This is a genomic window from Paenibacillus periandrae, assembly GCF_022458865.1.
Taxonomy (GTDB): Bacteria; Bacillota; Bacilli; order Paenibacillales; family NBRC-103111; genus Paenibacillus_S; species Paenibacillus_S periandrae.
Genome location: NZ_JAJNMU010000010.1, coordinates 149,591 through 166,495, shown reverse-complemented (window position 1 = coordinate 166,495; position 16,905 = coordinate 149,591). Strand labels below are relative to the sequence as shown.

Sequence of the window (16,905 nt, the reverse complement as noted above, 5' to 3'; positions counted from 1 at the left end):
GCATTCATGCGAAAAGACAATTTAAAGCTATAAATGGATAGTTACAGCATATGTTAACTTGACAAAGTTATTAATGTTAGATTATATTCCGCATTAATAACATAGTTATTGCGATATGTATGGTTCCTAAGTTTGTCGTATGATTCTCCATTGTCAGTCTACATCGTTTTATAAGTACATTTGTGGGAGGAATGAATATGTATCAATTGCTTATCGTAGATGACGAGATACACGCTGCACATGGAATCGAGAATGGTGTAGATTGGATTCGATTGGGTTTCAGTCAAGTTCACGTTGCTTATAATATTAGACAAGCTAAAGAGGTTATCGTTAACAGTAACATTGATGTGATAATTTGTGATATAGAAATGCCGCAGGGAAGCGGATTAGAGCTGTTGGAATGGGTGAAGGAGCGTGATCGCTATATGGAGGTGCTGCTGCTCACCTGCCATGCCAATTTCGAGTATGCCCAACAAGCGATACAGCTTGGGAGTTTGGAATACTTATTAAAGCCGGCACGTTACGAATTGTTGGAGTCGGGGATAAGGAAAGCAATTCAGAAGCTCGAGCGTGAGCGTCAAACTTTAACTGAACGATTTTGGCTGGAGTTATTTAATCAAGCCGATTATATGGAGGATGAACAGATTGAGAAGAGGCTGGCAGAGTATGGGCTGCTCAATAGGATAAAGACACTGTATAGACCGATTCTTGTTGCTCTTCGGAGCTCGAGGCTGGATCTAAGTGCTCGTCATGATGAACTGCTTGAATATTCATTGTTGAGGTTGGCAGAAGCTGCATTTGGGTTAGAGACCGGTCATGGGTTTGTCTTGAAGTATGTGAGCGGCGTCATTGTTGTTATTGTTGCTTTTGATGCTGGAACGATGGAAACGGCATGCGAGACCTATATAAAGATCTGTAAGGAAAGGCTGGAATGCCAAATTTCCTGTATGATTGGGCAACCCGTAACGATTGGCGAGATACGTGGTTTGGTGGATTCGTTGTTGGAGGAAGCCGTTGGTAATGTATCGATAACTAATGTTGTGTTTCGCAACGATGGATCACAATTATCGAAAAAAGCTCTGTATGCACAATTGCCAGAAGGTAAGCGTTGGCTGGAACTGTTACAACAAGGGGCCAAGCAGGCGCTATTGGACGAGTGGGCAGTTTATTTTAACTCTTTGAAGCAGATGAGTATCAGTACAGCGATGTTGAATGATATTTATCAAAATTATTTACAAGTCGTGTATTATGTTTTGCAAGTCAAAGGGCTTCTGGCGCACCGCATATGTAGGGGCAGTTTAACCGCGAAACGTGCAACCCACGCTACCCGCTCAGTCAGCAGCTTGCAGGAATGGGTCATTCAGATGACGGAGACTGCTATCGATTACATGGATTCCGTTAAAGAGTCGTATACAGTAGTTGAAAAAGCCAAGCAGTATATTTCCGGAAATATCAATAAGGAGCTGTCTCGTGAAGATATAGCTTCGAGCGTCTATTTAAACCCCGATTATTTGTCCCGATTGTTCAAGAAAGAGACAGGCCTCGCCTTATCGGAATATTTGCTTGTAGAGCGATTCAAGGAAGCGAAAAGCTTGTTGGTTACAACGAATATGACGGTCAGTGAGATTGCCTCGTCGCTCGGTTACAGCAACTTTTCGCATTTTGCCAAGATGTTTAGAAGAATGGCACGAATGAATCCATTGGAATACCGCAAGGTGAATAAATCATAATGGAACTACTATGGTCGTAAAAACGTTATTTAACGTCGGAATTGGGGTAGGGAAAGCTGTTTCATTATCTTATAATTCTCTATATAAAGCGCTAGAGACAAGGGAGAGGAAACGATATGGAACAAGCAGAAACTGTCCACAAAACCGCTTTGAACCCTTCATATGCAAGGACATGGAAGAAATTAAGGCGATATAGTGTATTATTTATTATGATGGTGCCAGGCCTTCTTTACTTATTCATCAACAACTACTTGCCTATGCTGGGGATTGTTATCGCCTTCAAGGATATCAATTTTACGAAGGGGATATTAAACAGCGATTGGATTGGCTTTAAAAACTTCGAGTTTCTTTTTAAAACGACAGATGCGTATATCATTACCAGAAACACGTTATTATACAATATATCTTTCATCATTATGAATCTGATCGCGGCAGTGGCGCTGGCTATTTTATTGAATGAGCTGAAAAATCGCTTCCTGTCACGATTCTATCAAAGTGCGGTACTGCTGCCTTATCTGATTTCTACCGTCATCATCGGCTATCTCGTGTTTGCTCTACTGAGCGGCGATTCCGGAATGATGAACAAGCAAATATTGCCGATGCTGGGCATTAAGGAAATCAGCTGGTATGGTGAGACCCAATATTGGCCCTATATTTTAACAATAGTAAGCGTCTGGAAAGGTGCCGGTCATTTATGTGTTATATTTCTGGCGGCAATCGTCGGCATCGATAAAGAATATTATGAAGCGGCGACGGTGGACGGAGCATCCCGTTGGCAGCAGATTAGAAGCATCACGCTTCCACTCATTACACCGGTCATTACGATCATGACGTTGTTTGCAATCGGTCGCATTTTTTACTCTGATTTTGGATTGTTCTATCAGGTTCCGCTGGATGCGGGCGCTCTGAGCTCTGTGACCAACACCATTGATACTTATGTATATCGGGCCTTGCTGACGCTTGGGGATATCGGGATGTCTTCTGCAGCCGGCGTATATCAATCCGTAGTCGGATTTGCATTAGTGATCTTGTCCAATTATATTGTGAGAAAAATCAATAGCGATAATGCGTTATTTTAAAGGGAGCGATTCAGATGAAGCAAAAGGAAAATTTGTATCAATTCATTATTCATCTTCTGTTTGTTGTCATAACCGCGTTAAGTCTGCTTCCGTTCCTGCTGTTGGTCACCTCGTCAATTACGGACGAGAATGAAATTATCCGAACCGGTTACTCTTTCTTTCCTAATAAAATCAGCTTTGCTGCATACGAATATTTGTTTCACGATGCCAGCACCATCCTGCGTGCATATGGGATCTCCATTTCGGTAACGGTCATTGGAACGATGATCAGTCTGATCATCATCTCCTTACTCGCTTATCCGTTATCGAGAAGAGATTTGCCTTACCGCAAGGTTCTAGCATTTTACGTGTTTTTCACAATGCTATTCAATGGTGGGCTCGTATCAACCTACTATATGTATACACAGGTGTTTGATTTGAAAAACACGATTTTTGCTTTAATCATTCCTTACTTGTTGCTCAATGGATTTTATGTGCTGCTGGCCAGAACCTTTTTCATGAATTCCATTCCTGTAGCAATCATCGAATCAGCTTACATTGATGGTGCTGGCGAATTCAGAATCTTTTACCAAATCGTCATGCCGTTGTCTCTCCCGATCTTGGCTACTATTGGTTTATTTCAAATTATTCATTACTGGAACGACTGGTTTAACAGCCTGATCTTTATTACAGACAGCAAGCTGTTCAGTCTGCAGTATTTGCTTAATAAAATATTGCTCGATATTCAATTTTTGAGCACCGCCGATCTGGGTGGCAATCAAGGACAAATGCTCGCCGCTCTCCCCAAAGAAGGCGTACGTATGGCGATGGCTGTCATCGGTGTTATTCCCATATTGATTACGTATCCGTTTTTCCAGAAATTTTTTGTCAAGGGTCTTACTGTAGGTGCGGTGAAGGGATAGACAAATCCGTACATTACTGTTGAGTATACAAAAATTCAGGAGGGTTAGTATGAAAAAAAGAGCAAGGTCGTTACAGTTATTTACTGCAGCTGTTCTCTTATTCACATCGGTATTGGCAGGATGTTCTTCCGGCACTAAGCAGGCAGGAGATACTGGAGCGCCGACAGGCAGTAAAAAAGAAGAAGCTGGTTCCGCAGCTAATTTGGCTCCGTATGAAATTACAATGGCTTTCTTCACAACGAACTCACAGACACAAGGCATTCCCGAAGTGGAAAAAGCAGTGAACGAAATCACAAAGAAAAAAATCAATGCGACAGTCAAATTTGTGCCGATCAGCTATGGCTCCTATTCACAGCAGACCAACCTGATGGTTGCTTCCAATGAAAAGCTTGATTTGCTGGTCAGCGGCGTTGGAGGAACGTACAGCACACATGTGACACAAGGACGCCTCTTGGCTATGGATGATTTGCTTGCCAAATACGGTCAGGATATTACGAAAACATTGGAGCCTGCATTTCTGAATGCCGCGAAGGTAAATGGGAAATTATACGGAATTACGAGCAACCGAGATTTGGCAGGTGACCGGTCGCTTACGATGAGAAAGGATCTTGTTGATAAATACAAGATTGATTTAAGCAAGCTGACTTCCTATAACGACCTGGATAGTGTGTTCCAAACGATCAAGGACAAGGAGCCGGGTATTACGCCTTTGGTCCTTTACACAAGCTCGGTGACACCGGCAAATATTATGGCTAATAAGTATTTTGATGTGCTTGGGGATTATATGGGCGTTCTGGATTATGAGGATAAGAATCTGAAGGTCGTGAATCTGTTTGAGACACCGAAGTATGCAGGAATGCTGGACACCGTCAGAAGATGGTATGAAAAGGGGTATATCCTCAAGGATGCCGCGACATCGAAGGACAATGGCTCCGACTTGATCAAAGCGGACCGTGCTTTCTCCTTCTTAACGACATCCAAGCCTGGATATGCGATGCAAGCTTCCCGGGTAACGGGTAAAGAGATGGTTGAATACAAAATTTCAGATCCGGTTTCCAATACCAACCAGATTACACGTTTTATGTGGTCGATCGCCAACAATTCCAAGGATCCAGCGAGAGCGATGATGTTCCTGAACCTGATGTTCTCAGACAAGGATATTATTAATCTGATGTCCTGGGGGATTGAAGGTAGAGATTATGTGAAAAAATCCGCCAATGTGATCGATTATCCTCAAGGAATTAATTCTAGCAACGTACCTTATGGAGTTAATCAGGGATGGTTGTTCGGTGATCAATTCAAGTCTTATGTGTTTACCGGTGATCCGGAAGATATTTATCAGCAAACCGATAAATTTAATAAAGCGGCTATCAAATCACCTGCACTTGGTTTCACATTTGACGCCACACCGGTAAAAACTGAAATCGCAGCTGTGACCAGCGTATTTAATCAATATAAATCCGGTCTGGAAACAGGAACCATAGATCCAAAAACAGAGCTGCCGCAGTTTATTGCCAAGCTGAAGTCGGCAGGTCAGGACAAAATTATTGCAGAAAAGCAAAAGCAATTGGATGAATGGGCGAAAACGAAATAAACTTCGAATATGGAGGCCATTATGACTTTATCAATCGGATTACAGCTATTTTCTGTTAAGGATGCATTAAAGCTAGATTATGTAGGGACCTTGGAGAAGCTGGCGCAAATCGGCTACACCAATCTGGAAATGGTCATTCGTAAAACCGATGAGGGCTTAAGCCTTGGAGGGGATATTACTCCCTCTGAAGTAAGGAGGCAGTTGGATCGCCTTGGCATGAAAGCTGTCAGCTGCCATACCCGAGTCAATGAGGAAACCGATTGGGAAGGTATCCTTGCGGCTAGTCAAGAAATCGGGAGCACTGGAATCGGTTGTTCAATCGCTTTCTTTGCCAATAAACAGGATGTACTGAAATTCTGCGAATCATTTAATAGATATGGGGAAATATGTAAGAGTGGCGGTATGCAATTATATTATCATAATCATTTTCAGGAGTTTCAGGTGTTTGAGGGTGAAACGGTTATGGACCTTATGCTCGCGCATACCGATCCACAGCTGGTGAAGTTTGAACTGGATACATATTGGGCGCTCAGAGGCGGAGTTGACCCAATAGAATGGATGCGTAAGCTGGGAGATCGCTGCATCATGCTGCATCAAAAGGATCTGCCTGCGGCGGCTCAGCCGGTTAATTGGTTTGATGTATTCGGGGCCAACAGCAGCATCACGATAGACGAGCTTTATAAAACTCAGGACCCGGCTCATTTTACCCAAATTGGCCAGGGAACCCTCCTTATTGCGGACTATTTGAAGGAAGCCACTTCGCTTGGACATGCCAAATATGTATTTGTCGAACAGGATGTAACCGCAGGTGACGAGATTGAAGGGGTAGCCCTTAGCTATCGCAACCTGGAAAGACTGCTGCAGCAAGTAACGGTGTAAGAGATCCCAATCCAATGCCGCAAGGGGTCAGCCGGAACGTATTCCGGTTGATCTCTTCCATGATATAATAATGGGTTATAGACATCACGATCATGGAGGTCAGAAGAAATGGGATTTATGAACAAGGAATTTTTTAAATCTCTGAGATTTCGAATCGGTCTGGCTTTTTTTGCAATCTTCATTCCTTTGATGGTTTGGATGATCTATTACAGCTCTTATGCGGGGAAGGTTGTCAGGGATCAGGTAGCCCAATCCAATAAGAATCTCGTTACCCTGTATATGGGGCAAATCGATCGTACACTGGGAGAAGCGGATGAGTACTTATACAATATGGTTGCTGAAGAAACCGACTTGATCATTCTGGATCAGCCGGATGCCTACTATTCGGTAAGGTACCAGGAAGCTCGAATTCGATTGTTTAATAATATATCGACGACTATTAATAACAGTAAAACGATGGATATGTTCTTTGTTTATTCGGGAAATAATGATGATTTTTTAATCGGACCGAACCTGGCTTTAAGCTTTAAAGAGAGGGATCAAGCTCGAATACTGCTCACCTCCATGCTCAAGAATAACGCACAAATGGAGCAGGAATGTACACTGAAATGGTGTGTCCAGCAAATTGACCAAGAGCATTATTTGAGCCATGTCGCCAAGATAGGCAATGTATATGTAGGGGCATGGGTGAATGCAAAAAGGATGATGATTCCGCTCAATTTGATCGATTTGGGGGAAACCGGGATTTCGGTTTTGTCTACGGAGCACCATGAACCGATGGATCATCATGAGTTTATTGCACAGAATGGCATCGATCTGGCACTCGAAGATGAAATATACAAGCTAACCGGAAACAACCAGACCTACCTGGAGGTTGCAGAACGTTCCAAGAAGGGCAGCTTCTATCTGACGGTGCTGATCCCGGAAAATGGAATTATGGAAAAGCTGCCTGTTTTTCAACGGGTTGTGTTGGTTGTGCCTCTCGGTTTTGTTATTATGCTGCTGCTGCTGTTGTTGTTTTTGAGAAAGCTTATTCTGCGTCCGATCTACAAATTATTAATGGCAATGCGGAGATTTAAGGAAGGCAAGTGGGATACTCGAATCGTGCCTTACTCATCCTCCGGTGAGTTTGAAGTGATAAATGCGGCGTTCAATGATATGGTTGCTCAAATTGAACAATTGAAAATCGATGTATATGAGGAGCAATTGAGCAGTCAGCGTGCGGAGCTTAAGCATTTGCAGCTGCAAATTAATCCCCATTTTTATCTGAATTCCTTAAATATCGTGTATCATCTGGCTCAGGCTCAGAAGTACGAGCTTATCCAGGAAATGTCCTTGTCGCTGGTTGAGTACTTCCGGTACATGTTCCGCAGCAACCTGACGTTTGTCCCTTTAAAAGATGAAATCAGACATACCTGCAATTACTTGAACATTCAAAAAATGAGGTTTCCGAAGCATCTCGATTACGAGGTGACCCTGAAGGATGACTTGGAGGAAATTCAGGTTCCACCCTTGATCGTGCAAACCTTTGTGGAGAATACAATTAAACATGCGGTTACGATGGACGATTCCATTCATATTCATATTGTCATCGACTCCGAATCATCTGCTGAAGGGGATTTATTGAAAATTTCCATCGAAGATTCGGGCAAGGGATTTCCCGATGATGTGCTTCAGCGGCTGCAATCGGATGTGGATCTGATGAACGATAAAGGAGAGAACATCGGGATCTGGAATGTAAAACGCAGAATTGCGCTGCTGTATCCGAACCGGGCTCACGTGGTGTTCATGAATGGACCCAAAAGTGGTGCAAAGGTTGAAATCCGGCTGCCGATGGAAGCGATGAATAATGAAAAAATGACACAATAACATTAAAACTTAGATGCATAAAAGGAGCGGTTACATGATGAATGAACCTTTAAAAATTGGAATTATTGGCTGCGGAGCCATTGCACATCAGAAGCATATGCCATCACTTGCCAAACTGCCTCATCTGGGAAAAATGGTTGCCTTTTGCGATGTGGTGGAGGACAGAGCTATTACAGCAGCGGCCGAATTTGGAGTTCCTGATGCTGCCGTCTATACGGACTATAAGGAGCTGTTAAAGGACAAATCTATCGATGTTGTTCATGTGCTGACACCTAATTTGTATCATTCCTTTATTACTGTAGATGCATTGGAATCAGGCAAGCACGTGATGTGCGAAAAACCGATGGCGATTAATTCTGTCGAGGCCAAAAAAATGCTGGATGCATCGAAAAGAACCGGTAAAAAGCTGACCATTGGTTATCAAAATCGGTTTAACGAGGAATCCCAAGTGTTGTACCGTGCTTGCTCGAAGGGAGATTTGGGTGAGGTGTATATGGCTAAAGCCCATGCTGTTCGCAGAAAAGCGGTTCCGACATGGGGTGTGTTTACTGACAAGAAGCTGCAGGGCGGTGGGGCTTTAATCGATATTGGTACCCACGCACTCGATTTGACATTATGGTGCATGGACAACTACAAGCCTCAATCGGTGACAGGCTCGGTATATTATAAAATGAAGGACAATATCGAAGGTAATTTATTCGGACCATGGGATCCGGCGACCTTTGATGTAGAGGATTCGGCTTTTGCTTTTATCAAAATGGAGGATGGTGCCACCGTATTCCTGGAGTGCTCCTGGGCGCTTAATACGACTGATGCCAAAGAAGCGAAGACCTCCTTATTTGGAGTTGATGGTGGAGCTGAAATGAAGGTTGGGCCGAATAGAAAAACAGAGCTTGTCTTTAATAAGGCACAGTACGGCAAGCTGGTTGAAATCAAGCCGAATACAGGCGCGAGTGTTGCTTACTTTACTGGCAAGGATGAAGCTCCTGGCGTGTTGGAGGCTGAGCAATGGCTGGAGTGCATCATCCATGATACGGACCCGTTGGTCAAAGCAGAGCAAGCGTATGTGGTAACTCAAATACTGGAAGCTGTCTATCAATCCGCCGAAACAGGGAAAACCATTGATTTTGCTGAATTTGTTAACCTTAATCAATAAGGCCAGAAGGCAAGATAGTAGGGTCCTCCTTTGTATAAAGTCCATGGTCATGGAGATCATGGACTTTATGTGCGCTAAATCTGACAACCTTCCTTGTTACGGAGGGCAGCTCCCTTAACCCATCGGGTTTAATGTTATAATCATCCTATACAGTCAGAATACGTACTTGGGGACGGAGGGTTGATCATGGATGGAGTGCTTATTGTAGATGATGAAATTCATGCCGCGCATGGAATAGAGACCGGAATTGATTGGGCGAAGCTTGGGGTAACTCAAGTATATGTAGCCTACAACATTCGTCAAGCTAAGGAGATTTATACAAGTCAGGCCATCAGTTTGATGATCTGTGATATAGAAATGCCTCAGGGAAACGGAATTGACTTGTTAACATGGGTTAAGGAGCATTATCCGGCAACCGTGAGTCTGTTTTTAACCTGCCATGCGGATTTTGAATACGCCAAAAAGGCGCTTCAATTGGGAAGCCTTGACTATCTGTTAAAACCGGTTCGATACACGGAACTCGAAGCTGTGCTCCATAAAGCCATACAAAAAATCGAATCCGATAGCGAAGCTGTTAAATTTACCGAAACCTTAAAGCATTATTATCAGCTATGGTCTGCACACCATCCGTTATTGGTGGAGCGTTTTTGGTTGGATCTGATTCATCAAACGGTATCCTCCCATCCTGAGCAGATCAGTGAGCTGATCTATAAACGTAATATACCCTATCTCCCCGATGATCAATTTGTGCCGATTCTAATATCCGTTCGCGGCTGGAGCAAGGAGCTGTCGGAACGCGAGAAGAAGATCATGGAATATGCGCTTCGTAATGCCGCTGAGCATAGCTTTCATTTGGATGGGCTTGAGGGGGGATGTGTGGTACCCATTTCGGAGAGGAATCTGGTCGCCTTACTCCCTCGGGACCATGCACTACTTGTATCCACAGCCTATCTGGAGGCAGAGCTCATGAGTTATGTTCGTTCTTGTGATGAGTATTTCTATTGTGAATTATCGTGCTATATTGGTGAGGTTACGAATATTGTCGACATTCATAAAGCGGTGCAATCCTTAATTGAAAAGGATAGAAATAATGTAACCAATGCGCGAAAGGTTTATCGTTTGGACGAAATATCTGAGCTTCAGGAACATGTCCAACAACCGAATATAAGCAGCTGGCTGGAATTACTTAAACAAGGTTCGAAAACATCGCTGCAGGAAGATATTCATCGTTATCTCGAAGATATGAAGCAAACTGAAGGCAGCGCCAAAATACTGCAGGAATTTTATCATAATTTTCTCCAAATGGTTTATCATGTGCTTCAATTAAAAGGGCTGCAGGCTCATTTGATATTCTCGGAAAGATTGTCTACCCAACAAATGGCATCTGTTACACGTACCGTTTCCAATTTGCAGGAATGGTCCAAAGCAGTCGTTGAGCTTGCTGTCGATTTTATTCAATCCATTGAGGAATCCCATACGGTCATCAATCAAGTGAAGGCCTACATTACCGAAAATATGGACAAGGATATTTCCCGTGATGACATAGCTGCGAATGTATTTTTAAGTCCGGATTACTTATCGAGAATATTTAAAAAAGAGACAGGCACATCCTTATTCGATTATCTGATCGAAGAGCGCTTTAAATTAGCCCAATCGTTACTCATTCAATCGGACAAGTCGGTTAGTGAAATTGCAACGTCAATCGGGTACACCAACTTTTCCCATTTTTCGAAAATGTTCAAACGCGTCACAGACATGAATCCTCTGGAATTCAGAAAGAAGCATCGAAAGTAAAATTCCTGGAGGAGATTTACGATATAGGAGCTGATAGGCCATGACAGACGTACAACATATTTCAGACAGAGTTCAAGAAATTGCGGATTTGATAGAGAACCAGAGAGACTTGTTTATCAAGGTCAGTAATCAAATATGGGAATACGCAGAAACGCGCTATGAGGAACGGCAGTCGGCTGCATTGTTTGCCGAGGTGCTGGAACAGGAGGGCTTTACGGTACAGCGTGAAGCTGGCGGTATTCCAACGGCACTCGTCGGAAGCTACGGACAAGGCAAGCCGGTTATTGCCGTACTCGCAGAATACGATGCGTTGTCCGGGCTTAGCCAGAAGAAGGGTGAGTCCAGGAAAGCTCCGATTATAAGTGGAGCCAATGGGCACGGCTGCGGGCACAACCTGCTTGGCAGTGGGGCATTGGCTGCCGCAGTAGCTGTGCGTCAATATATGGAGAAGCATAAGCTGCCAGGCACAGTTCGCTTGTATGGATGCCCTGCCGAGGAAGGTGGCGGTGGTAAAGGGTTCATGGTGAAAAATGGGCTGTTTGCCGATGTCGATGCCGCAGTAACCTGGCATCCGGGGACAACCAGCCATATTATGAGCACGTCGAGCTTGGCTACCTGCCAGGTTTACTACAGGTTCAAGGGGCGCAGTGCCCATGCTGGTGGAGACGCACACTTGGGACGAAGCGCGCTGGATGCAGTCGAGTTAATGAACGTAGGCTGCAATTATTTGCGTGAGCACATCATTTCGGATGCGCGCCTTCATTATGCGATTACGAATACAGGCGGCTTATCGCCGAATGTTGTCCAATCGGAAGCCGAGGTGTTGTATAAAATGCGCGTTCCGCGTTCCGAGCAGCTGGCCGATTTATATGAGCGAATTTGCAATGTCGCCAAAGGAGCCGCGTTAATGACCGGGACCGAGCTTGAGATTGTATTTGATTCCGGCTCGTCTGAGCTGATTGTCAATCGGACCTTGGAGCAGGTGATGCATGAACAATTTATTCAACTGGGCTGCCCGGTTTTTGATGAAACGGAACAACAATTTGCGAACAAAATACGTGCTACTTTATCGGATGCTGAGAAAAACCACAATTTGCCGCAGGAGCTGTCAGGTAAGGTGCTGTCCGATCGTCTGGAACCGTACGAGGCTAAACAAGAAATTACTGTCGCCATGGGTTCAACCGATGTGGGAGATGTCAGCTGGAACGTACCCACAGTTCAGAGCTGGATCACCAGCATGGCGCTGGGGACTGCTCTCCATTCCTGGCAGGCGGTCAGTCAGGTCGGGATGTCGATCGGCCACAAAGGCATGCTGCATGCAGGAAAAGTGATCGCGGCGACAGTTGTTGAGCTGTTGCATAAGCCCGAGGTACTGGAACATGCCAAGGAGGAACACGCGAAGCAGCTGAGTGGCAGAAGTTATATATGTCCGATCCCGGACGGTTTGATCCCTGGTCCTGTCAGAGGGGCTTAAGGGGAGGGGATCAGACTATATTACTAGCAGAACACTTGAGTGAAACTGTATCATAGCTTTTAGAAAGTTTAAGTCCTAATAGTGATGATTACGCAACTTTTTCAGTCATTGGATATTATGCTTACGAATTCGAGTTCGTCGTGAATATGTTATCCATAGCCTGGAGCCGCAGGGTCAAAGAGAGCCGTTCAAAAGCATTGCTTTTGACGGCTTTTTTGTAGCTTAGGAAATCTCGTTCATGAGGGATATATTGGCAAACAACTATTACGGACGTAATATTAATTTCGCAGGGTGCGGACATGAAGTCTCCTACTCGATCACCCCGCAGTCGGCCAGTCCGTTTGAAAACGGATTTAGGTAAATAACAAAAATCGTACAGAAAGACCTAAAGATTCTTAAGGCCTGGTATGGAGGGATCACAGTACAGTATAAGCATCCATGGAGCGAAGCTTTAGCGAAAATGAAAGCGGTTTATTTCCAGCGATCATTCCTGTTTTCCAAAAAGCTCCAGGAAATTCCCTAAGGAGGAAATTGTTGCAATGAGGAAAATTGGTTTGTTTGCTGTGTCCATAGTGGTACTGGTCGTGATGACGTTGACCAATATCGCCTATGCGGATGTATCATCCTATTATCTTAACCCGCTGATGAAAGGAGCCGACCCTACCATTGAAAGGCAAGACGATGGATACTATTATTCGGCGGCAGGCGATGGCAATGTTGTATTGAAACGGCATGAAACCATTCTTGGCGTTTCCACCGCGAAAAGTAAAGAAGTATGGAAGTTACCTGAAAACCTGGAATTTATTTGGGGTCCTGATGCGCACAGGATCGACGGCAAATGGTACATCTATTTCGCCTCCGGTCCGAAGGTTAGTGATCAAGCGGGGCGCTTTGCTTATGGCCATCCCAGCTCTTATGTTTTGGAGAACAGCTCGCCCGATCCATTTGAAGGGACCTGGGAACTGAAGGGAACCTATGATAATGGAGACGGACTTACACCCCAACAGGGGTTGCTGAATACGCAAAGTTATGGACTGCCTACCGGTTTCGTCACCATCAAAGGGCAGAGATACCTTACCTACACGAAATATTACTATTTTATAGATCCAAAAACAGGAAACCAGAGATTTGATGAATGTCCCACGATTGTCAAAATGAAAAACCCGTGGACATTGGAAGGCGAAGAGATTACGTTAGCCAGACCGACCTATGACTGGGAGAAGTATGTTGATAATGTTAATGAAGGGGCAGCCGTGGTGGAGCGTAACGGTAAAGTTTATTTTGCCTATTCCGCCAGCAGCTACACGCATGATAACTATGCTGTCGGCCTGTCCTGGGCCGATCTGGCTCAAAATGTGGAGAATGAAGCGGCATGGCATAAACATCCCGAGCCGATCATGAAACGTTCGGATGAAAACAGTTCTTACTCGACAGGCTCGCCGTTATTCCTGAAATCCGAAGACGGCACAGAGGACTGGATTACCTACCATGGCATCCCGACCCATAGCCAAGGCGGCAAGAACAGAGAGGTTCGCGCCCAGCGGATCAATTGGGACGACAATGACTTCATCAATTTGGGCATCCCGTCCAACCCCGGCACCGTGCTGAGCCGCCCCTCCGGGGAGGAGAAGAGCGAAATCTATGAAGCGGAAGACGCGCAATTATCGGGGGCTGCAAGAGCAACCATGAATAGCATCTATGCCTCATCCGGCCGATATGCCCGCTACAGCAATAGCGCTGCCAGCGACTATGTGGAGTTTACAGTCAACACCCATACAGGGGGGATTTACTCGCTGGACTTCCGCTACAACAACAATACGGCAGAGCCGGTCACCATGACGCTGGGCGTGAACCAGGAGGCTCCGGCCCCGCTTGTATTCCCATCTAATGCTGGACCGGCGAACAAACTGAACTTCGACTTAAAAACCGTTCACAACATCCGGCTGAATGAAGGCAGCAACATCGTGCGTCTTTCCGGCAAAAGCGCTTTGGGGCTGGACGCGATCATTGCCAAGAAAAGCGTCTTGTACGAAGCGGAAGGCGCGGAGCTATCAGGCGGTGCGGGCATCGCTCAAAACCATGCGGGATATAGCGGTTCAGGTTTTGTCAGCGGCTTCACGGGGCCGAATGCGGCGATCAGCTTTACAGTAAACGCTCCTCACGCGGGCAGCTATTCGGTCAAGCTGGCTTATGGCGCTGGAACTGGGAAAGATCGAGCCTTGACCATGTATGTGAATGGCACCAAGATCAAACAAGCGAATTTCTTCGGTCTGAAGGGATGGAACAAGTGGGCCGACAGATATGACAATGTATTCCTGAAAGAGGGAAGCAATGTTATCACCTATAAGTATGATAGCGGCGATACGGGGAATGTCAATCTGGATTATATCACGGTTACCGAAGCGGCGACCTGGACGTATGAAGCGGAATCCGCCAAAACGACAGGTGGGTCGGATGCCAGAATCGTTCAGGCTCAGGATGGGAATACGGGAATCGGTTATGTGAGCGGTCTGTCCCAAGTGAACTCGTCCGTGGAATTTTCTGTGTATGCCGAGTATGCGGCCAGCTATGATCTCAAGCTGCGGTACGCCACAGAGCAGGGCGGCAAAACATTGTCGTTTGAGGTGAACGGCACGCCTATGCAGAACATGGTCCTTCCCTATTCCGGAGGCGCCAAGGTGTGGAAGGAGCACACTGTAACCGTTTCCCTGGACAAAGGGAAAAACAGCATCGCCTTTAGGAGCGCAGCCGGAGATTCAGGCGTCATCCAGATCGATCATATTCACCTGAATAAGCGCACGCCATGGAAATATCAGGCGGAAGCGGCAACCCTCTCAGGCACGCCGGGGATCGGAAGAGACCGTCTATGGTTTGAAGGCAACGGTTATGTCGGCTTATTCCAGAATAAAGGGGATTCTATCGGGTTTGAAGTGAATGTCCCCTATACAGCGGCCTATACGTCAACCTTGCGCTATTCGGGTGTACAGTCGTCGAACCGAACCATGAGCATGTATGTGAACGGCAACCGGGTCAAGCAAGTTTCCTTGCCGCCGACAGCGAATTGGGATACCTGGACGGACGCGACCGAGACGGTCAATCTGGTAGCCGGGAAGAATAGCATTGAATTCCGCCGTGAGGAAGGAGATACCGGACAGCTCAATATAGACAGCCTGATCCTGGATAAATTCAGCGGTGGATTCATGAGAACGACGGCTAGGGAAATTACCCCCGAGAAGATGGTGAAGATCCAGCCGAAGCATAGCGGCAAGGCGCTGAGTGTGGCAGGTGAGAAGTACAATCAGGGAGCAGCCGTTATCCAATATTCCAATGGTGATACCAATAGTCAATTGGTGCGATTCCTGGATCTGGGGACAGGTTATTATCGGATCCTAGTTATGCGTGGCGCACGCTTCCTCGATATTAAGCCTAATTCGGATATTCAAGAACTTATTCTAAATCAGACTATTGAAGAGGCCCCCACTCCTTCCAATACTGAACAGTGGCGTCTGGAAAAGGAGGGCGATTATTACAAAGTGATCAACAAAAGCAATGGAAAAGTGATTACAGTCAATGAAGCGTCCAAAGGAAACAACGCTGTTATGCGGTTGGCTGATGACGAGGGCAAAGACAACCAGCGGTTTAAGATTGAGCTGCGCAACCTATATGACACTACCTTCTACGCGGTGTCGGACATTACTGCTGTCCCGGCGGCAGTGCAGGCAGGACAGGAGCTGTCTCTTTTCGGAACAGTCTCACCGGATTGGGCCACACGTAAAAGTATCACCTGGAGCATCAAGGATGCCGGGCAAACAAGAGCTACCCTGGATAGGAATGTGCTGTCCGCCACAAGAGCGGGTACAGTCATTGTCACCGCTACAATTGAAGAAGGAAACGAGATCGGTGTGAACTACTCCAAGGACTTCACCATTACCGTCTCCAAGAAGGATGCGGATATTAGTCCTGAAAAGGCCACCTATGATCTCTATGTTCCGGGGGATGTAAGCGCCAGCATTATATGGAATGAGGCCAAGTCTGTGACCGGGGTTGTATACGCAGCAACAGTAACAGGTGCCGTATACAATGGCACATTGGGAACGGATGGTTATACGGTCAGCGGGGATATGTTGACCATCAAGCGCGAGACTATGGCCGCACTGGGGTTGAAGAGCGGTGATAAGGCGGATTTCTCCATCCTGTTTAACAAGGGGAATCCGGCTGTGTTCAGTGTCAATGTGGTGGACAGCTTTGCTGTGACCAGCCACAGTATTATACTGGCAACCGAGGGATACGGCACTGCCAGCGCCAATGTATTGTCGGCGGGCAAGGATACGGCGATTACCTTAACCGCCACACCAGATCCGGGCTATCTCTTTGCGGGCTGGAATGTACGGGCGGGATAACAGGATGATATGATTCCAAGGAGGATTG

The 16,905-nt window shown here is 45.8% G+C and carries 10 protein-coding genes; all 10 read left to right on the top strand.

The window, feature by feature from the left end; all coding sequences use genetic code 11:
- Positions 1–197 precede the first annotated feature (197 nt).
- The 10 genes from LRL21_RS18220 to LRL21_RS18175 all read left to right on the top strand — a co-directional run bounded on the left by LRL21_RS18220 (position 198) and on the right by LRL21_RS18175 (position 16,877).
- Positions 198–1,730, top strand: coding sequence for a response regulator transcription factor (locus tag LRL21_RS18220; protein ID WP_240417224.1), 1,533 nt, complete (start codon positions 198–200; stop codon positions 1,728–1,730).
- Positions 1,731–1,846: 116 nt separating this feature from the next.
- Positions 1,847–2,809: an ABC transporter permease gene (locus LRL21_RS18215; RefSeq protein WP_240417223.1), complete on the top strand. Its 963-nt coding sequence runs from the start codon at positions 1,847–1,849 to the stop codon at positions 2,807–2,809.
- Positions 2,810–2,823: 14 nt separating this feature from the next.
- Positions 2,824–3,711 carry a carbohydrate ABC transporter permease gene (locus tag LRL21_RS18210; RefSeq protein ID WP_240417222.1) on the top strand — a complete coding sequence of 296 codons (888 nt, stop codon included), beginning with the start codon at positions 2,824–2,826 and terminating at the stop codon, positions 3,709–3,711.
- A gap of 49 nt (positions 3,712–3,760) precedes the next feature.
- Positions 3,761–5,305 carry an ABC transporter substrate-binding protein gene (locus LRL21_RS18205; RefSeq protein WP_240417221.1) on the top strand — a complete coding sequence of 515 codons (1,545 nt, stop codon included), beginning with the start codon at positions 3,761–3,763 and terminating at the stop codon, positions 5,303–5,305.
- Positions 5,306–5,326: 21 nt separating this feature from the next.
- Positions 5,327–6,184: a sugar phosphate isomerase/epimerase family protein gene (locus LRL21_RS18200; protein ID WP_240417220.1), complete on the top strand. Its 858-nt coding sequence runs from the start codon at positions 5,327–5,329 to the stop codon at positions 6,182–6,184.
- A gap of 108 nt (positions 6,185–6,292) precedes the next feature.
- Positions 6,293–8,053, top strand: a complete 1,761-nt coding sequence (locus LRL21_RS18195) for a sensor histidine kinase (protein WP_240417219.1) — start codon at positions 6,293–6,295, stop codon at positions 8,051–8,053.
- Between the two features lie 37 nt (positions 8,054–8,090).
- Positions 8,091–9,209, top strand: coding sequence for a Gfo/Idh/MocA family protein (locus LRL21_RS18190; RefSeq protein ID WP_240417352.1), 1,119 nt, complete (start codon positions 8,091–8,093; stop codon positions 9,207–9,209).
- Positions 9,210–9,395: 186 nt separating this feature from the next.
- A complete protein-coding gene (locus LRL21_RS18185) occupies positions 9,396–11,003 on the top strand; it encodes a response regulator transcription factor (protein WP_240417218.1) in 1,608 nt (535 codons plus the stop codon).
- Between the two features lie 40 nt (positions 11,004–11,043).
- Positions 11,044–12,477 carry a M20 family metallopeptidase gene (locus tag LRL21_RS18180; protein WP_240417217.1) on the top strand — a complete coding sequence of 478 codons (1,434 nt, stop codon included), beginning with the start codon at positions 11,044–11,046 and terminating at the stop codon, positions 12,475–12,477.
- A gap of 539 nt (positions 12,478–13,016) precedes the next feature.
- The gene (locus LRL21_RS18175; protein ID WP_240417216.1) at positions 13,017–16,877 is read left to right on the top strand and encodes a CBM35 domain-containing protein; all 3,861 of its coding nucleotides are present in this window, start codon (positions 13,017–13,019) and stop codon (positions 16,875–16,877) included.
- The last annotated feature ends 28 nt before the right edge of the window (positions 16,878–16,905 follow it).

Coding starts and splice junctions, on each gene's coding strand:
- LRL21_RS18220 (WP_240417224.1), top strand. CDS start 198: ATGTATCAATTGCTTATCGTAGATGACGAGATACACGCTGCACATGGA.
- LRL21_RS18215 (WP_240417223.1), top strand. CDS start 1,847: ATGGAACAAGCAGAAACTGTCCACAAAACCGCTTTGAACCCTTCATAT.
- LRL21_RS18210 (WP_240417222.1), top strand. CDS start 2,824: ATGAAGCAAAAGGAAAATTTGTATCAATTCATTATTCATCTTCTGTTT.
- LRL21_RS18205 (WP_240417221.1), top strand. CDS start 3,761: ATGAAAAAAAGAGCAAGGTCGTTACAGTTATTTACTGCAGCTGTTCTC.
- LRL21_RS18200 (WP_240417220.1), top strand. CDS start 5,327: ATGACTTTATCAATCGGATTACAGCTATTTTCTGTTAAGGATGCATTA.
- LRL21_RS18195 (WP_240417219.1), top strand. CDS start 6,293: ATGGGATTTATGAACAAGGAATTTTTTAAATCTCTGAGATTTCGAATC.
- LRL21_RS18190 (WP_240417352.1), top strand. CDS start 8,091: ATGAATGAACCTTTAAAAATTGGAATTATTGGCTGCGGAGCCATTGCA.
- LRL21_RS18185 (WP_240417218.1), top strand. CDS start 9,396: ATGGATGGAGTGCTTATTGTAGATGATGAAATTCATGCCGCGCATGGA.
- LRL21_RS18180 (WP_240417217.1), top strand. CDS start 11,044: ATGACAGACGTACAACATATTTCAGACAGAGTTCAAGAAATTGCGGAT.
- LRL21_RS18175 (WP_240417216.1), top strand. CDS start 13,017: ATGAGGAAAATTGGTTTGTTTGCTGTGTCCATAGTGGTACTGGTCGTG.